The 14828-nt window shown below is 74.7% G+C and carries 14 protein-coding genes and 1 pseudogene; 3 read left to right on the top strand and 12 right to left on the bottom strand.

All coding sequences use genetic code 11. From position 1 onward, the window contains the following. Window positions 1-19 precede the first annotated feature (19 nt). The 9 genes and pseudogenes from ABT154_RS03155 to ABT154_RS03115 all read right to left on the bottom strand — a co-directional run bounded on the left by ABT154_RS03155 (window position 20) and on the right by ABT154_RS03115 (window position 7462). Window positions 20-757: a response regulator transcription factor gene (locus ABT154_RS03155; RefSeq protein ID WP_317878594.1), complete on the bottom strand. Its 738-nt coding sequence runs from the start codon at window positions 755-757 to the stop codon at window positions 20-22. Between the two features lie 71 nt (window positions 758-828). Beyond that, window positions 829-1500, bottom strand: coding sequence for a spermidine synthase family protein (locus tag ABT154_RS03150; RefSeq protein WP_351852177.1), 672 nt, complete (start codon window positions 1498-1500; stop codon window positions 829-831). 193 nt (window positions 1501-1693) lie between these two features. After that, complete coding sequence (locus ABT154_RS03145; protein ID WP_351853119.1) at window positions 1694-2308, bottom strand: hypothetical protein; 615 nt, start codon at window positions 2306-2308, stop codon at window positions 1694-1696. A gap of 38 nt (window positions 2309-2346) precedes the next feature. After that, entirely contained in the window at window positions 2347-3672 is a 1326-nt protein-coding gene (locus ABT154_RS03140; RefSeq protein WP_351852174.1) for a hypothetical protein, read from the bottom strand. Beyond that, complete coding sequence (locus tag ABT154_RS03135; protein ID WP_351852172.1) at window positions 3669-4466, bottom strand: ABC transporter ATP-binding protein; 798 nt, start codon at window positions 4464-4466, stop codon at window positions 3669-3671. The genes ABT154_RS03140 and ABT154_RS03135 overlap by 4 nt, the downstream gene beginning before the upstream one ends. Further along, window positions 4463-5458 (bottom strand): zf-HC2 domain-containing protein, encoded by a 996-nt coding sequence (locus tag ABT154_RS03130; protein WP_351852170.1) that lies wholly within the window; start codon window positions 5456-5458, stop codon window positions 4463-4465. The genes ABT154_RS03135 and ABT154_RS03130 overlap by 4 nt, the downstream gene beginning before the upstream one ends. Further along, a pseudogene (locus tag ABT154_RS03125) lies at window positions 5455-6089 on the bottom strand (RNA polymerase sigma factor). The gene ABT154_RS03130 and the pseudogene ABT154_RS03125 overlap by 4 nt, the downstream one beginning before the upstream one ends. A gap of 53 nt (window positions 6090-6142) precedes the next feature. Continuing rightward, on the bottom strand, window positions 6143-6670 hold the full coding sequence (locus ABT154_RS03120; protein ID WP_351852167.1) for a hypothetical protein: 528 nt from the start codon (window positions 6668-6670) through the stop codon (window positions 6143-6145). Between the two features lie 144 nt (window positions 6671-6814). After that, window positions 6815-7462 (bottom strand): GNAT family N-acetyltransferase, encoded by a 648-nt coding sequence (locus ABT154_RS03115; RefSeq protein ID WP_351852164.1) that lies wholly within the window; start codon window positions 7460-7462, stop codon window positions 6815-6817. 130 nt (window positions 7463-7592) lie between these two features. Between ABT154_RS03115 and lon the strand changes: the two genes are divergently transcribed. Together lon and ABT154_RS03105 are read left to right on the top strand one after the other, a co-directional pair. Continuing rightward, window positions 7593-10004 carry an endopeptidase La gene (gene lon / locus ABT154_RS03110; protein ID WP_351852161.1) on the top strand — a complete coding sequence of 804 codons (2412 nt, stop codon included), beginning with the start codon at window positions 7593-7595 and terminating at the stop codon, window positions 10002-10004. A gap of 141 nt (window positions 10005-10145) precedes the next feature. Next, on the top strand, window positions 10146-10739 hold the full coding sequence (locus ABT154_RS03105; protein ID WP_351852158.1) for a DUF4240 domain-containing protein: 594 nt from the start codon (window positions 10146-10148) through the stop codon (window positions 10737-10739). A gap of 223 nt (window positions 10740-10962) precedes the next feature. Here the strand turns inward: ABT154_RS03105 and ABT154_RS03100 are convergent, their stop codons facing one another. Together ABT154_RS03100 and ABT154_RS03095 are read right to left on the bottom strand one after the other, a co-directional pair. Beyond that, window positions 10963-11847, bottom strand: a complete 885-nt coding sequence (locus tag ABT154_RS03100) for a lytic polysaccharide monooxygenase auxiliary activity family 9 protein (RefSeq protein WP_351852156.1) — start codon at window positions 11845-11847, stop codon at window positions 10963-10965. A 191-nt stretch (window positions 11848-12038) separates the two neighbouring features. Continuing rightward, window positions 12039-12869 (bottom strand): lysozyme, encoded by an 831-nt coding sequence (locus ABT154_RS03095; protein WP_351852154.1) that lies wholly within the window; start codon window positions 12867-12869, stop codon window positions 12039-12041. Between the two features lie 208 nt (window positions 12870-13077). Here ABT154_RS03095 and ABT154_RS03090 point away from each other — a divergent pair, with 208 nt between their 5' ends. Next, window positions 13078-13575 carry a MarR family winged helix-turn-helix transcriptional regulator gene (locus tag ABT154_RS03090; protein WP_502969429.1) on the top strand — a complete coding sequence of 166 codons (498 nt, stop codon included), beginning with the start codon at window positions 13078-13080 and terminating at the stop codon, window positions 13573-13575. Between the two features lie 197 nt (window positions 13576-13772). Here ABT154_RS03090 and ABT154_RS03085 read toward each other — a convergent pair whose 3' ends face one another. After that, entirely contained in the window at window positions 13773-14564 is a 792-nt protein-coding gene (locus tag ABT154_RS03085; protein WP_351852151.1) for a hypothetical protein, read from the bottom strand. Between the last annotated feature and the right edge of the window lie 264 nt (window positions 14565-14828).

Here is a 14828-nt window from a genome sequence, read left to right as displayed (position 1 = left end):
CCGCCGGGCCCCCGCGGGTTCACGGCGCCGGAGTCTCCAGCGCGTAGCCGACCCCGTGCACCGTACGGATCCGTTCGGCCCCGATCTTCCGGCGCAGCGCCTTGATGTGGCTGTCCACGGTCCGGGTCCCCGAGGCGTCCGCCCAGTCCCACACCTCGGCGAGCAGCTGCTCGCGGGAGAGGACCGCGCGGGGGGTGCTCGCCAGGCAGACCAGCAGGTCGAACTCGGTCGGCGTCAGGTGGACGTCCTCGGCACGCACCCGGACCCGGCGCTGCGCGTGGTCGATCTCCAGCTCGCCCAGCCGCAGGATGCCGCTGCGCGGGGTCACCGCGGCCAGCGCGGCCCGCTCCACCCGGCGCAGCAGGACGTGCACCCGGGCGGCCAGCTCGCGCATCGAGAACGGCTTGGTCATGTAGTCGTCCGCGCCGACCCCGAGACCGACCAGCATGTCGGTCTCGTCGTCGCGGGCGGTCAGCATGAGGACCGGTACGGGCCGCTGGGCCTGGACCCGCCGGCACACCTCGAGACCGTCGAAGCCGGGCAGCATCACGTCCAGGACCATCAGGTCCGGCTGCCAGGCCTCGGCCGCGTCCACGGCCGCCGGGCCGTCCGTCGCGGTCTGCACGAGGAAGCCCTCGGCGCGCAGTCTCGCCGAGATCGCCTCCACGATCGTCACGTCGTCCTCGACCACCAGGACGCGCCGCTGGGCCCCCGGAGTGGCCGCCGCACCGTGGTGAGTGGTGTGTGTCTGCTCCATTGCCCCGCCTCGCGTCGCCGATGTCGGCTCAGCAGCCTAGAGGTACCGGTGGCGTCCCGGCTATCCAGGAGTTATCCGGGACGGACCGCGAGATGGACCACGTCGGGGACGCCCCGGGCAACGGGGATCTCTTCCGTCCGTACCCCGCTGAATCCGGCATTCCGCAAGGACCCTTCGAAATCGTCGGAGGGCCGTGCCGACCACACGGCGAGCACGCCCCCGGGCTTCAGCCGCGCCGCGCAGGCCGCCAACCCCTCGGCCGCGTACAGGGATTCGTTGTCCTCGGTGACCGTCCAGTCGGGCCCGTTGTCGATGTCCAGGCAGAGGGCGTCGTAGCGGTCGGACGAGGTCCGGAGGTGGGCCACCAGGTCCGTGTGCAGGATCACGGTCCGGGAATCGGCGAGCGCGGCCCCGGAGATCGCGGCCAGCGGCCCCCGCCGGTGCCAGTCGATGATCGCCTCCTCCCGCTCGACCACCGTGATCCGGCCCCAGCGGGGGTCGGCGGCGGCATGGGCGAGCGAGAACCCGACGCCGAGCCCGCCCACCAGGAGCGAGGCGCCGGCACGCTCCTCCTGCGGCAGCGCTGCCTGCGCCGCGTCGATCAGCAGCCGTTCCGAACGCCCGTCGGAGGTGTCCATCAGGAAGGTCCCGTTGGCGATGATCTCGAAGTGCGCGTCACGGCGGCGCAGCACGACCTCTCCGTACGGTCCTTCACGGCGGTCGAGGGTCACGGGTCCTGACATCGGCGGTCGCTCCGCTCTCGTCTCGGCAGTCGGTCCCGGCCCATCCTTACGGGGTGGGGACGAGCGGGACAAACCCTTTGCGGGGGAGGGGAGATGGGGTCCGGACACCCGTTCGACTCCGCAGGGTCACGGGTCACGGGGTTCGGGCTACGGACTGCGGGTCATGGCCTACGGACCGCCGGCGGCCACCGGTCTACGCCTCCGTAGCCGTCCGCCGCGCGCCCCGCCACGCGTACAGACCCGTTCCGGCCACGAACGCCCCGGCCGCCACCGTCCACGCCCCGGCCTGCGGACCCGGCTGCATCACCCAGGCCCACCACTGCGCCGCACCGCCCGGCCGGGCCGGGGCCGCCAGATGGACCGCACCCACGAAGAAGGCGGGCGGCAGCCAGCTCAGCCGGGCGCCGACGACGGTGGCGGAGCCCGCCGCCATCCCCACGAGCCCCAGTGTGTCCCGAACCGCGGCGGGCGCGCCGAACGCCTCCGGGTGGCCCGGCAGCGCCAGGGCGAACAGCGCCGCGGCGAGGGCCGTCGGCGCGAGGACGTGGGCCAGCCGGAGCGGCCACCACGCGCGTACCGCCGTGCGGTCCAGCTCGTCGCTGGGCGCGTACAGGCTGGTGCCGACCGCCGCCGCCGCGACCAGCGGGCCGAAGACCACGACCGGCAGCCGGGCGGTGTGGTCGAGACCGGGGAGCGATTCGAGCCACCGGGCCACCCAGGCGGCGGCCACGGCGACACCGACGAGAGCGGCGAGCGCGCCGGGCAGGGCCCGGGAGCGGAGGTAGAGCGCCGGCGGGCCGAGCCTCATGGGCCTGGCCGGCCCTGCGGGGCCGGTTCGGGGGTGGCTCACGGGATCGGCACCTCGTCCGGATGGCAGGTGTCCGCCGCGAGGTAGCGGGCCAGATAGTCGCGCTGGGCGGCGGGGGACTTGGCGCGGAGCCGCTCCACGTACGGCCGGGCTGCGGTCGTGTCGGGTCCGTAGTCGTCCGGTGTCGGGGCCAGCCACTCGGTGACGGCGAGGTGCACCTCGCTCGCCCGCTCCGCGTCCGCCCCGGTGAAGTCGCCCGGCGCGCACGTGTCCGAGAACAGCCAGGTCACGGCCGAGTTCAGAAACAGATCGGGGTGCGGAAGCCGGCCGCGCACCGCGTCCTGCGCCGCGTTGGGCAGCTCCATGTCGCCGGGGCGGCCGGGCCCGAACGGGCCGCCGATCCAGCGGACCGGGGCACCGGGCACCCCCTTGAGCCGGGCGTTCAGCGGGGCGAGCGCCGCCGACACCTCGGGCAGCAGCTCCGCGTCGACGGCCGTCAGACACACCTGCGGGGTGCCGTCGTCGCAGACCCGCCGGGCCAGGGCCGGGTCATGGCGCCAGGGGCCCTCGTCCGGCGGCAGCCGCAGGACGAGGGCGGCGGCGGCGACCGCCACGGCCAGCGGAACCAGGGCGAGCGCCCGGCCCCGGCCCCGGCGCAGCCCGTACGCGAGGAGCGCGGTGAGCGCGAGCCCCGCCGTCCACGCCGCCGACACCGGGCCGAACCACCACACCGGACGGTCCCAGAAGAACTGGTGCTCGGCCCCCGGGGAGAGCCAGCGCGCGGGGCCCACGGCGTACGCGCCGACGGCGAGCCCGACGTACCCGACGATCCCGAGGAGCGGTGCCGTGAGCCGCCAGGGGACCACCCGCCCCACGACATGGCCGAGCGCGCCGAGGGCGGCGACGGCGACCACGTCGGCGGCGAGCAGCTCGACGTACGGGCGGCCCCCGGAGACGTACGGCCAGGTGGCGAGGAGACAGACGGCGTCGGCGAGGAGCACGGCGGCGGCCGGCCAGAGCGCGGCCGGGGCGACCGCGACGAGCAGCCGGCGCAGGGGCGGGCGGGGGACGGACTCCCAGAGCTCCGCCGTCCCGCGCCTGCGCTCCCGGCCGCCCTGCCAGCAGCCGGCCGCGAGGGCGAGCGGCCCGGCGAGCAGCCCGGCGGTGACGTGCAGCATGTTCGTGGCGTCGGCCCAGCGGCCCTGCCAGCCGGGCGCCTTGCCGTACATCGTCACCAGCACGGTGAGGACGACGGCGGCCCCGGTCCAGGGCCCGAGCCCGCGCCGCAGTTCGGCCCGGAGCGGGGAGACCGCCCGTACGCGCGCGCGTGGCTCCGTGCGGGAAGGGGTGAGGGTGGCGGTCATCGCAGTGCCTCCCGCTCCGGGCCCGCACCGCTGCGGTGGGCGCGCAGCGCGGCCGTGTAGCCGCGCTCCACGGCGTGCGTGGTGGAGTCGCCCGCCCCGGCCGGCTCCCCGCCGAGTGCCGTGAGCTCGGCCGTCGTGCCCTGGAAGGCGAGCCGCCCCGCCTCGATCAGGGCGACCCCGGTGCAGGCCGCGGCCACGTCCTCGACCAGGTGCGTCGAGACCACCACCGTCGCCGTCCCGCCCAGCTCCCGCAGCAGCGCCCGGAAGTCGACCCGCTGCTCCGGGTCGAGACCGGCCGTCGGCTCGTCGAGCAGCAGCAGCTCCGGTTCGTTCACGATGGCCTGGGCGATGCCGGCCCGCCGGAGCATGCCGCCGGACAGCGTCTTCATCCGCGCGTCGATCCGGTCCCCGAGCCCGACCCGCTCCACCGCGCGTTCCACCGCCGCCGGGACCCGGTCCGCGGGTACCTCTTTCAGCCAGGCTACGTAGGCGACGAACTCCCGCACCGTGAAGGCCGGGTAGTACCCGAACTCCTGCGGCAGATAGCCGAGACGGCGCCGTATGCCGGTCCGTTCGCGGTGGCTCGTGGCGTCCGCGCCGAGCAGTTCGACCCCGCCGGAGGCGGGTGCGGCGACGGTCGCGAGGACTCGGACGAGGGAGGTCTTCCCGGCCCCGTTCGGGCCGAGCAGGCCGTGCACGCCGGGGCCGAGGGACAGATCGAGCCGGTCGAGCGCGATGGTACGCCGGTGGCGGACGGTCAGTCCGCGCACCGCGACGGTGGGCAGCGTGTTCACCGGGACTCCAGGTGGTCGAAGGAACGGCGCCGCAGTGCGAGCAGGGCGGCGCAGACGAGTGCGGCGGCGGCCCAGGCGCCTTGCGCGGCGGGGCCGGAGAAGTAGGGTGCGAGCGCGGCGGCTCCCGCGCCCGGGGTGTCCGGCGGGCCGAGGAGCGGGCCCGTGACGGCGAGCAGCCAGCCGCCGCCGAGCGTCGCGGCGGCGGCCTGGCAGCCGACGAACGAGCCGAGGGCGAGCGTGGCCAGGGTCAGCGCGAGCCCCGGCAGCAGCCAGGCGGCGGCCCCGGGGATCCCGGCCGCCGACGGCAGCAGCGCCCCGCCGGCGGTCAGCAGCGGTACGCACACGCCGAGGACGGCGGCTGCCCGGGTGAGCAGCAGCCGCAGTCCGCCGGACGGGGTGGCGGCGGTGATCTCGTGCAGGGGGTCGGCGTGCCGCCCGTACGAGACGGCGACCCCGGCGAGCGGCAGGACGGGGGAGACGGCGAGCAGCAGGCCCCGCGCGCCCTGGACCCCGGCGCCGTGGGCGAGCCCGAAGGCGCCGCCGACGACGAGGAGTACGGCCACCACCCAGGACCCGCGGAGCGCGGGCCCGACGGCGTACCAGAGCCGGGCCCGGCGCCCGAGGCGGCTGTGGGGGGTGGCGGCGGTCGCAGGGGCGGGCCGGTGGCCGAGGGAGGTCAGGAGCTCGTGGCGTACGGCCGCCAGGGCGGGGCCCGCCACGCCGGCCCGGACGGTCTCCGAGACGCGGCCCGCACAGGACGTGCAGGACTCGACGTGCTTCTCCAGGGACCAGGCGTCGGTCTCGGCGGCCGAGCCCTCGGCGTACCGGAGGGCGAGGGCGTCGCTGACGTGCCAGGCAGACGGCGGGTGACCGGACGGCCGGGCGAGCGGGGAGGACGATCCGGCGGAGCGCGATCCGGAGCGGGATGATCCCGAGAAGCGTGATCCGGCGAACCGGGGGAGCCGCGGGCGGGGCGGCCGTGGTGTCGTCATGCGGTGCCTCCCAGGGCGTTCGGGCCGCCGGGCCGGGCCGCCCCGAGCGCGGCGCGCAGTTCGCGGCGGGCGCGGAGGGCGGCGTCTTGACGGTGCCCTCGGGTATGCCGAGGAGCCGGGCGGTCTCGCGGGTCGTCAGGCCGTCGACGACGGTCGCCCGCAGGACCTCGGCGAGTTCGGGCGAGATGCGGTCGAGCGCGGCGCCGACCTCCCCGTACTCCAGACCCGCGAGCACCCGGTCCTCGGCGGACGGCGCGGCGGCGGGCGGCTCCGTGGGTGCGGCGGCGTGCGCGGCGGCCCGTTCCACGGCCCGTTCGGCGCGGGCCCCGGCCCGCTGGGCGTCGACGAGCCGCCGGGCGGCGATGACCCACAGCCAGCCACCGGCCTCGCCCCGGCCCCGGTGTCCGCCGGCCGAGCGCCAGACCGTGACGAAGGTGTCCTGGAGGACCTCCCGCACGGTCTCCTCGTCGGGGCAGCGCCGGGCGAGGCGCGCGTGCAGCCAGCCTGCGTGCCGGTCGTACAGCACGGCGAGCGCCTCGGTGTCCCCCCGGGCGACCGCGCGCAGCAGCGCCGCGTCGTCCTTCCCGTCGCCCCCGGAGGGGCCTCCCCCTGCGGGGCGCAACAGTCTCACGCCCTCTCTATCGCGCGCGTGCCCCGGTTCGGTTCACCGCGCGGGCCGCGACGTCAGGGACTCGTGGGCGGGCCGCCGTCGGGGAGGGCGGCGAAGACCCGCTGGAGGGCGGGTGGGCGTTCGCCGTCGCCCGCGACGACGACGCGGCCGCGGTACGTCACGGAGTACTGGAAGCCGTCGGCGATCGGGCGGCCGGTCGGGCGCTCGGGGACCTGCGCGTAGGCGGGGTCCTCCAGGGCGGCCCGGAGCTCGGCGGCCTCGGCGGGGGTCTGGTGCCCGGTGCGGGGCGGCTCGGCGCCGGAGCGGCTGGTCCAGGTGCCGTCGTAGTGGACGACGAGACGGTTGTCGACGCCGGCGAAGCCGCCGCTGACGGCCACCTCGACGAGGACCTCACCCGGCTGGGGGTCGGCCGCCGGGGTGCCGGGGCCGGTGGTGACGCTCGGCACGGCCGGTCCGCTCACCGAGGACGGCGGCCCGCCGGGCGCGGGGGTGATCCCGGGCCCGCAGCCGCTCGCACCGCCGGCCAGGGCCCCGATCAGCAGCAGGCTCCCGCACCAGGTCTTCCGTACGCCTCGCACCATGCTCCGAGCATGCCCGCACGGGGGCACCGCGCGCAGCCGGACGGCCGGGATTCCGCCCGGACGGTGAAGGTCGCCCGGCCGCGGCGGCTCGGGACTCGGCCCGCCGTCCGGACCGCCGGCCCTCCGTCGGCTCCGTCCGGACTGTCAGGCCTCCGTCGGCTCCGGCCGCACGATCCCCGTCACCGGCCCCCGGTAGCGCCAGTCGAGGGAGTCGTACAGCGCGAGGCCGTCCGTGGTCGCGGCGAGTACCCCGGTCTGCGCGCCCGTCTGGGCGGCGGCGGCCTCCAGGGTGCGCATGACGTTGGCGCCCAGGCCGCGCCGCCGGTGGGCGGGGTCGGTCTCGACCTGGTCGGCGACGGCGGTGGAGCCGGTCGGGGCGATCTGGCCGCGCGCGGCGAGCGTTCCGTCGGGGGCGAGGATCCGGACCCGGATGACGCCTTCGCGCAGCTCGGTGGTCCGCGCGTACCCCTCGGGCGGCGCGGGCCTGGCGGCCGGGTCCAGCGGCTTGACCATCATGAAACCCGGGTCGGCGGGGACGGTCCAGCCCTCGGTGATCCACGCGCCCGCGTCCTCGGGCCCCGCCATGATCTTGAGCCAGCTGTACGGGGCGGTGAGCCGCGCGCAGAGCGCGCCGACGGAGGCCGCGTCGGGGGCGGGCAGGACATGGCGTACGACGTGCCGGGGCAGGCCCACGTCGATCCGGTGGCCCCAGTGCTCGGCGACGGGGGCCGGGGTCCCCCGGGAGACGGCCCAGCCCGCCACCCAGGCCGATGTAATAGACGAGATATCCATGCAGGCATTACATCGACGGGAGGCCCTGCGTAGGGGGCTGATCGCTCAGGGCGAACAGGCGTCCGGGAACATTCCTTGGCTCACATGCATTGAGTCCACATAGCTCAACTTGACTGCCGAAGGGGAGATCATGGCTTCTGACGCCAAGCCGTCCGTGCCGCTCACTCTGCCTGTGCTGCCGCTCGACGACGAGGTCGTGCTGCCCGGAATGGTGGTGCCGCTCGACCTGTCCGACAACGACGTGCGCGCCGCCGTCGAGGCGGCCCAGGCCGCCGCGCGGCCCGGCGCGGGCAAGCCCAGGGTGCTGCTGGTGCCCCGCGTCGACGGGACCTACGCCGGGACCGGCGTCCTGGGCACCGTCGAGCAGGTCGGACGGCTGTCCGACGGCGACCCCGGGGCCCTGATCCGCGGCGTCGGCCGCGTCCGCATCGGCGCCGGTACGACCGGACCCGGCGCCGCCCTGTGGGTGGAGGGCAGCACCGTCGAGGAGACCCTGCCCGACCCGCTGCCCGGCCAGGTCACCGATCTGGTCAAGGAGTACAAGGCGCTGGCCACCAGCTGGCTCAAGAAGCGCGGTGCCTGGCAGGTCGTCGACCGCGTCCAGCAGATCGAGGGCGTCGGCGCCCTCGCCGACAACTCCGGGTACTCGCCCTTCCTCACCGTCGAGCAGAAGGTCGCCATCCTGGAGACCGCCGACCCGGTCGCCCGCCTCAGGCTCGCCACCGCCCAGCTCCGCGAGCACCTCGCCGAGCAGGACGTCGCCGAGACCATCGCCAAGGACGTCCAGGAGGGCGTCGACAAGCAGCAGCGCGAGTTCCTGCTCCGCCGTCAGCTCGAAGCCGTCCGCAAGGAACTCCGCGACCTCAACGGCGAGGCCGAGGGGGACGAGTCCGACGACTACCGCGCCCGCGTGGAGGCCGCCGACCTGCCCGAGAAGGTCCGCGAGGCCGCCCTCAAGGAGGTCGAGAAGCTGGAGCGGTCCAGCGACCAGTCCCCCGAGGGCTCCTGGATCCGCACCTGGCTGGACACCGTTCTCGAACTGCCCTGGAACGAGCGGACCGAGGACCGCTACGACATCCGGGGCGCCCGTGCCGTGCTCGACGCCGAGCACGCGGGCCTGGACGACGTGAAGGAGCGCATCACCGAGTACCTGGCGGTGCGCAAGCGGCGCTCCGAGCGCGGCCTCGGCGTCGTCGGCGGGCGCCGCGGCGGAGCCGTGCTGGCCCTCGTCGGCCCGCCCGGCGTCGGCAAGACCTCCCTCGGCGAGTCCGTCGCGCACGCGATGGGACGCGAGTTCGTCCGGGTCGCCCTCGGTGGCGTACGGGACGAGGCCGAGATCCGCGGCCACCGGCGTACGTACGTGGGCGCCCTGCCCGGCCGGATCGTCCGGGCCGTCAAGGAGGCCGGGTCCATGAACCCGGTGGTGCTGCTCGACGAGATCGACAAGGTCGGCTCCGACTTCCGCGGCGACCCCGCCGCCGCCCTCCTCGAAGTCCTCGACCCGGCGCAGAACCACACCTTCCGCGACCACTACCTGGAGGTCGAACTCGACCTCTCCGACGTCGTCTTCCTGGCCACGGCCAACGTCCTGGAAGCCATCCCCGAGGCCCTGCTCGACCGCATGGAGCTGGTCAGGCTCGACGGCTACACCGAGGACGAGAAGGTCGTCATCGCCCGCGACCACCTGCTGCCCCGGCAGCTGGAGCGCGCGGGCCTGGAGCCCGGCGAGGTCGTCCTCGAGGACGCGAGCCTGCGCAGGCTGGCCGGCGAGTACACCCGCGAGGCGGGCGTCCGCACCCTGGAGCGGGCCGTCTCCCGGCTGCTCCGCAAGATCGCCGCACAGCACGAGCTGGGCGACCGCGAACTGCCGTTCGCGGTCGGCCCGGACGACCTGCGGGACCTCATCGGCCGGCCGCACCACGTCCCCGAGTCCGCGCAGGACCCGGCGGAGCGCCGTACGGCCGTGCCGGGTGTCGCCACCGGACTCGCGGTGACCGGCGCCGGCGGTGACGTGCTCTTCGTCGAGGCCTCCCTCGCCGACCCGGAGACCGGCGCGGCCGGGCTGACCCTCACGGGCCAGCTGGGCGACGTGATGAAGGAGTCGGCGCAGATCGCGCTCTCCTTCCTCCGCTCGCACGGCGCGGAACTGGAGCTGCCCGTCACCGGTCTGAAGGACCGCGGCGTGCACATCCACTTCCCGGCGGGCGCCGTCCCCAAGGACGGTCCGAGCGCGGGCGTCACCATGACGACGGCGCTGGCCTCCCTGCTGAGCGGCCGGCTGGTCCGTACGGACGTGGCCATGACCGGCGAGGTCTCCCTCACCGGCCGGGTCCTCCCGATCGGCGGCGTGAAGCAGAAGCTCCTGGCCGCGCACCGGGCGGGCATCACGACGGTCGTGATCCCCAAGCGGAACGAGGCCGACCTGGACGACGTCCCGGCCGAGATCCTGGAGAAGCTGGAGGTCCACCCGGTGACCGACGTCCGCCAGGTCCTGGAGATCGCGCTGGCGCCGGCGGCGGTGCCGGTGGGCGTGGCGGCCTGACGTTCGCGCGGCGGAGCGGGGTGTCCTCGACGGGCACCCCGCTCCGCCGTACCCCGGGTGTCCTTCGGGGGCATCACGCTCCGCCGTACCCGGGAGTAAATCGTGACCCGGATGTCAGTTGGGGCTGTCATGCTCGTACGCATGAACGAAGACGCCTTCTGGGCTCTCATCGACGAGTTGAGCCGCCGCCCCGGTGACCGGGACGAGCGGCTGGAGTGGCTGCGCGGACAGCTGCTCCGGCGTCCCGCCGCCGAGAGCGTGGAGTTCCAGGTGCGGCTGGAGCGGGCGTGCGAGACCGCCGACCGGAAGGACCTGTGGAGGGCTGCGAACCGGATCGAGGGCGGCGACTGCACGGACGACGGCTTCCACTACTTCACGCTCTGGCTGGTGGGACAGGGACGCAAGGTGTACGAGTCGGTCGTCGCCGACCCCGACGCGCTGGCGGACGTGCCGGGGATACGGCTCCTGGTGGGGCGGCCCCATGACGACTGGGACGACGACGAGTGGCCCGAGTGGGAGGAGCTCGACTATGTCGCGCAGGACGCCTACGACGAGCTGACCGGCCAGGACGACGACGACGGCGAGGAGTTCCTCGACGCCGTGGAGGAGGCCGAGGAGGCCGCCGAGGCGGCGGGGGAGTGGGAAGAGGACGACGATTCCCGTGGGTCTCGCCCGGAAGGGGTGGCGCTGCCCCGGCTCACCGCCCTCTTCCCGCTCGGGACGTCCGGCTCCTGACGGGTTCCGCGCGGGCCCGGCGGGTTCCGCCGGGACTAGGGCCTGCCTTTCGGATCATGCCGGGCTCGCGGGGCCTGGCACGCGCGCTCGCCGTGTTGTCGTCGGTCGCCGACTCCCCCGGCTACCGCTGGGAGGTGCCCCCACCGCGTTGACTCCCTCCTCCGCCTTGCGATCGCACGCACCAGGCCCCGCTCCCTGATCCGGCCTGATCCAAAGACAGGCCCTAGGAGGCGGACGGGTTCCGGCGGCGGCCCAGGAGCAGGGTGCCCGCCGCGAAGACGGCGAGCCCGCCCGCGCCCGCGAGGGCCAGGGGGAGCGGCGAGGTGGGGGCCTCGGCGGACTCGGCCGAGAGGGCCGGGGGCTGCTCGTCGCCGCCGTGGCCCGCGTGGCTCACGGTGGACAGTTCGGCTCCCGCCGCGATCTTCGCCTCGGTGGGGGCCTGTGCCCGGGCCGTGCCGGCCTGCGCCGCCGCCCCGCCGAAGGTGACGTCCGAGCAGCTGTAGAAGGCCTCGGGGCTGTCGTTGCGCTGCCACACCTTGTAGACGATGTGGCGGCCGGTGCGGGCGGGGAGGTCGCCCGTGAAGTTGTAGTAGCCGTCGGTGGCGGTGCGGGTGGTGTTGTAGACGGCGACGGGGGTCGCGTCCAGGTCCGACCACTTCAGCGGCTGCGTCGGGTCGAAGCCGGGCTTGGTGATGTAGACGGTCATGGTGCCCGAGTGGGCGGCCGTCACCCGGACCTTGAAGTCGAAGGAGCCCGCGGCGACCGCGGTCGCCGGCCAGTCGGTGCGGGCCCAGTCCAGCGCCCGGTACTTCTCGCGGTTCGCCGAGCAGAGCTTGCCGTCGGGGATGAGGGCCTGGTGCTGCCCCGCGGCGTTGGCGATGTTGACCTCGTTCCAGTCGTAGAGCGGCTGGGTGCCGGAGTCGGCGACGAGGTCCTTGCAGACCTGGGACCTGGGGGTCTCGGGGCCCTCGGCGTAACAGGCGGCGATGCGGCTGACCGGGTTGAAGACGGCCCCGTGGGCGGCGGCTGTGGTGGGGGTCAGGCCGACGAGTGCGGTGGCGGCGGACAGGGCGGCGACGCCGGTGGCGGTGCGGCGGTAGGACGGCATGCGGGGGCTCTCTCTCGTGCGTGGGGGAGGACGGAACGAGCAACGCGCGCTGAGCGGACGGAAGTTGAATCCCGGGCGACCGCGATAGAGCGTCGCATTGGTCCATACCAATGAGCAAGGGGGTGGGCGGAAAAAGCCGAAGCGGCCCCCGGGGCGCCGCGCACCCGGGGACCGCTGGGAAGGAGGAGGCGTCAGCCGTTCGCGAGCGCCTGCACCCGCGAGTAGTCGCCGTTGAAGTGGTTGTGGTCGCCGACGGTGGGGCCGGAGGAGGTGTACTGCCAGATCGTGTAGTACTGCCAGCCGGCCGGGAGTTCGCCCACGGTCGAGGAGTACCGCGCGATCCACAGCGGGTTGGTCGTGGCGAAGGCGGCGGAGTTGCCGGTGCACTGGGTCCACCAGCTGGTCGCCGTGTAGATGACGGCGTCCCGCCCGGTCCGGTACTTGTACCGGTCGACGAAGTCGCGGATCCAGGAGACCATCCCGGCCTGGGTCTTGCCGTAGCAGGTGGCGCCGTACGGGTTCCACTCGATGTCCAGCACGCCCGGCAGGGTCTTGCCGTCCTTCGACCAGCCGCCGCCGTTGTTGACGAAGTAGTCGGCCTGGGCCGCGCCGGTCGTCGTGTCGGGGGTGGCGAAGTGGTACGTGCCCCGGATCATGCCGACGTTGTACGAGCCGGTGTACTGCTGGTCGAACGAGGTGTTCTTGTAGTAGGTGCCCTCCGTCGCCTTGACGTAGGCCCACTTGACCCCGCTGTTCCACAGGGTGGACCAGGCCACGTTGCCGTTGTGGCTGGAGACGTCCACGCCTTCGGTCTGGACGGCCTGGGCGGAGGCGCCGCCGGGGGCGGAGCCCTGTCCGTCGTGGGCGATGACGCCCATGCCCATGGTGGCGGAACCGCGCGGCGGTGCCACGCGGGTGCCCGGGTCCTGGGCGGCACCGGCGGACCCGGCGAGGGGGAGGAGGAGGGTCAGGGCCGCGAGGGCGGCGCCGGCGAGGGTCGTTCCGGATCTGTGCACACGCATTGCGTGCCTCCGAAAGCTCGGTGGGGGGAGCGGTGTCGGCGGGCCCTGGTGTGGACATGTCATGAGGGCTGCCGGGAAAGACGCTACGCACGTAGACCCGCCCTGCGGAAGGGGGCCTGATGGCTGCCGTTGGTCTACTCCTGCGAAATACTGAAGGAGCTGCGGCGATGAGCGCCGCCGGAAGAAACTTTCAGCGGCCGGAAAGCGCATGGAAGGTGCTGACGTGCACGGAAGCGGTACGGGAAGTGAAGGCCGGGCCACCTCCGGAGGTGGTGTGGACCAGGAATTCCTCGCCCTCGAACGGGAGCTGGCGGTCTTTCTGCGCCGCGCCCGCGCCCAGTCCGGCGAGATGGCCCGCGAGGTCCACCCCGAACTGGAGCCCGCCGCGTACGGCCTCTTCGTACGCCTCGACGACGCCGGGCCCCAGCGGGCCACCGAACTCGCCGGGTACTTCGGCGTCGGCAAGGCCACGATGAGCCGCCAGCTCCGCGCCCTCGAAGACCTGGGACTGGTCGCACGCGACCCCGACCCCGCCGACGGCCGCGCCTCGCTCGTCCGCCTCACCGAGGAGGGCCGCGACCGCTTCCGCAGCGTCCGCGACGCCCGGCGCGAGCGCTACGTCCGCAAGCTCGCCGACTGGGACCGCGCCGAGGTCGCCGAACTCGCCCGCCTCCTGAACCACTTCAACGTCCGCTCGGAGGGCTGAACGCGGGGGCGCGTCCGCCGACGGCCGTTCCGGCTGTCCAGCCGCCCGGGCCGCGTCCGCCGACGGCCGTTCCGGCTGTCCAGCCGCCCGGGCCGCGTCCGCCGACGGCCGTTCCGGCTGTCCAGCCGCCCGGGCCGCGTCCGCCCGGACCGCGTCCGCCGGTGGCCCGCCCCCACTGTCCAGTCGCCGGCCCTCGCTCAGGTGCCCGACAGCTCCGTGTAGACCGCCGTCGCGTCGTCGTGCCGCTTCCAGCGGCGCGCCCCGCCCGCCCGCTCGTCCGCCGTCTCCAGGGCCCGCACCCGGTGGAGCAGCCCGAGCGACCCCTCCTTCCGCAGGACGCCGAGGCAGTCCGTCCAGTCGCCCGCGCCGAACAGGTCCACCCAGCGGCTCGCCCCGTCCGTCAGCGCGGCCAGCGACCGCACCTCCGCGCGCGGGGTCGCCCCCGTCACCGCCCGCGCCGCGACCGCCGGGTCGGCCGCCGCCGTGAAGAAGCCGCCCTCCCGGTTCCGCAGCCGGTCGGTCGCCTCCAGGGAGCGCAGGATCTCGTCCGGCACCCGGTCGAGGCGGTCGTCGAGCACCGCCCGTACCGCCCCGTCCGGCGCCTCGACCAGGAGGACCGAGTCGGAGAGCACGAGGTGCTCGACCAGGGTGTCGTCCCAGCGGGCGAGGACCACGGTCGCCTGGGGTGTACGCACGTGAGAAAGGTCACAGGTGTCGCGGTGGGCATCCGCGGTCCGCAGGATGGCCCGGGACAGGATCTCGGACAGGGGCATGTCCGGCCAAGAAGCGGACAGTTCGGTCAGAGCCCCGCCCAGGCGGGCGGTGAACCACGGCACGGAGTGCACACAACCGTCATCAGTCGCGGGAGGTGTGACGCCATCGAGGAGGACGACGGTTCCACCCCGCCCCGAGGCGGGCAGGGCGGCGGCCACCCAGTCCTCGTTGGGGCGTTCGGGGCTGCCGGGGAGGGAGGCGACATCGCTGCGCATGACGTCCAGTGTGCCCGGTCGGCCGCACTCCTTCACGGGCTCCTTCACGGGACCTGCAAATGACCGGAAATGGCCTGTACCAAGCTGCCGGTGACGGGCCGGGAGGCGGAACAGCCACCTCCGTCGGGCTGCGGGCGGGCATCCTGCCAAAGGCCGCGCGGAAGATCCAACCGGCGTCCCGTCGGGCCCCGTCCCGTCCGCCTTGGCAAGTTGTTTGCCAACTCATGAGTGCTGTTCACTCGTTCGGGTGGCGGAGCGGCCGAT

It is taken from the genome of Streptomyces sp. NPDC001728, from assembly GCF_040297565.1.
Classification (GTDB): Bacteria; Actinomycetota; Actinomycetes; order Streptomycetales; family Streptomycetaceae; genus Streptomyces.
Note: the sequence above shows the minus strand (reverse complement) of the source record. Positions and strands in the feature narration are given on the sequence as shown.

What these genes read in the sequence shown, in the direction of transcription:
- ABT154_RS03155 (WP_317878594.1), bottom strand. Translation starts at nt 757, where the DNA reads ATGGAGCAGACACACACCACTCACCACGGTGCGGCGGCCACTCCGGGG.
- ABT154_RS03150 (WP_351852177.1), bottom strand. Translation starts at nt 1,500, where the DNA reads ATGTCAGGACCCGTGACCCTCGACCGCCGTGAAGGACCGTACGGAGAG.
- ABT154_RS03145 (WP_351853119.1), bottom strand. Translation starts at nt 2,308, where the DNA reads ATGAGGCTCGGCCCGCCGGCGCTCTACCTCCGCTCCCGGGCCCTGCCC.
- ABT154_RS03140 (WP_351852174.1), bottom strand. Translation starts at nt 3,672, where the DNA reads ATGACCGCCACCCTCACCCCTTCCCGCACGGAGCCACGCGCGCGCGTA.
- ABT154_RS03130 (WP_351852170.1), bottom strand. Translation starts at nt 5,458, where the DNA reads ATGACGACACCACGGCCGCCCCGCCCGCGGCTCCCCCGGTTCGCCGGA.
- ABT154_RS03120 (WP_351852167.1), bottom strand. Translation starts at nt 6,670, where the DNA reads ATGGTGCGAGGCGTACGGAAGACCTGGTGCGGGAGCCTGCTGCTGATC.
- ABT154_RS03115 (WP_351852164.1), bottom strand. Translation starts at nt 7,462, where the DNA reads ATGGATATCTCGTCTATTACATCGGCCTGGGTGGCGGGCTGGGCCGTC.
- lon (WP_351852161.1), top strand. Translation starts at nt 7,593, where the DNA reads ATGGCTTCTGACGCCAAGCCGTCCGTGCCGCTCACTCTGCCTGTGCTG.
- ABT154_RS03105 (WP_351852158.1), top strand. Translation starts at nt 10,146, where the DNA reads ATGAACGAAGACGCCTTCTGGGCTCTCATCGACGAGTTGAGCCGCCGC.
- ABT154_RS03100 (WP_351852156.1), bottom strand. Translation starts at nt 11,847, where the DNA reads ATGCCGTCCTACCGCCGCACCGCCACCGGCGTCGCCGCCCTGTCCGCC.
- ABT154_RS03095 (WP_351852154.1), bottom strand. Translation starts at nt 12,869, where the DNA reads ATGCGTGTGCACAGATCCGGAACGACCCTCGCCGGCGCCGCCCTCGCG.
- ABT154_RS03090 (WP_502969429.1), top strand. Translation starts at nt 13,078, where the DNA reads ATGGAAGGTGCTGACGTGCACGGAAGCGGTACGGGAAGTGAAGGCCGG.
- ABT154_RS03085 (WP_351852151.1), bottom strand. Translation starts at nt 14,564, where the DNA reads ATGCGCAGCGATGTCGCCTCCCTCCCCGGCAGCCCCGAACGCCCCAAC.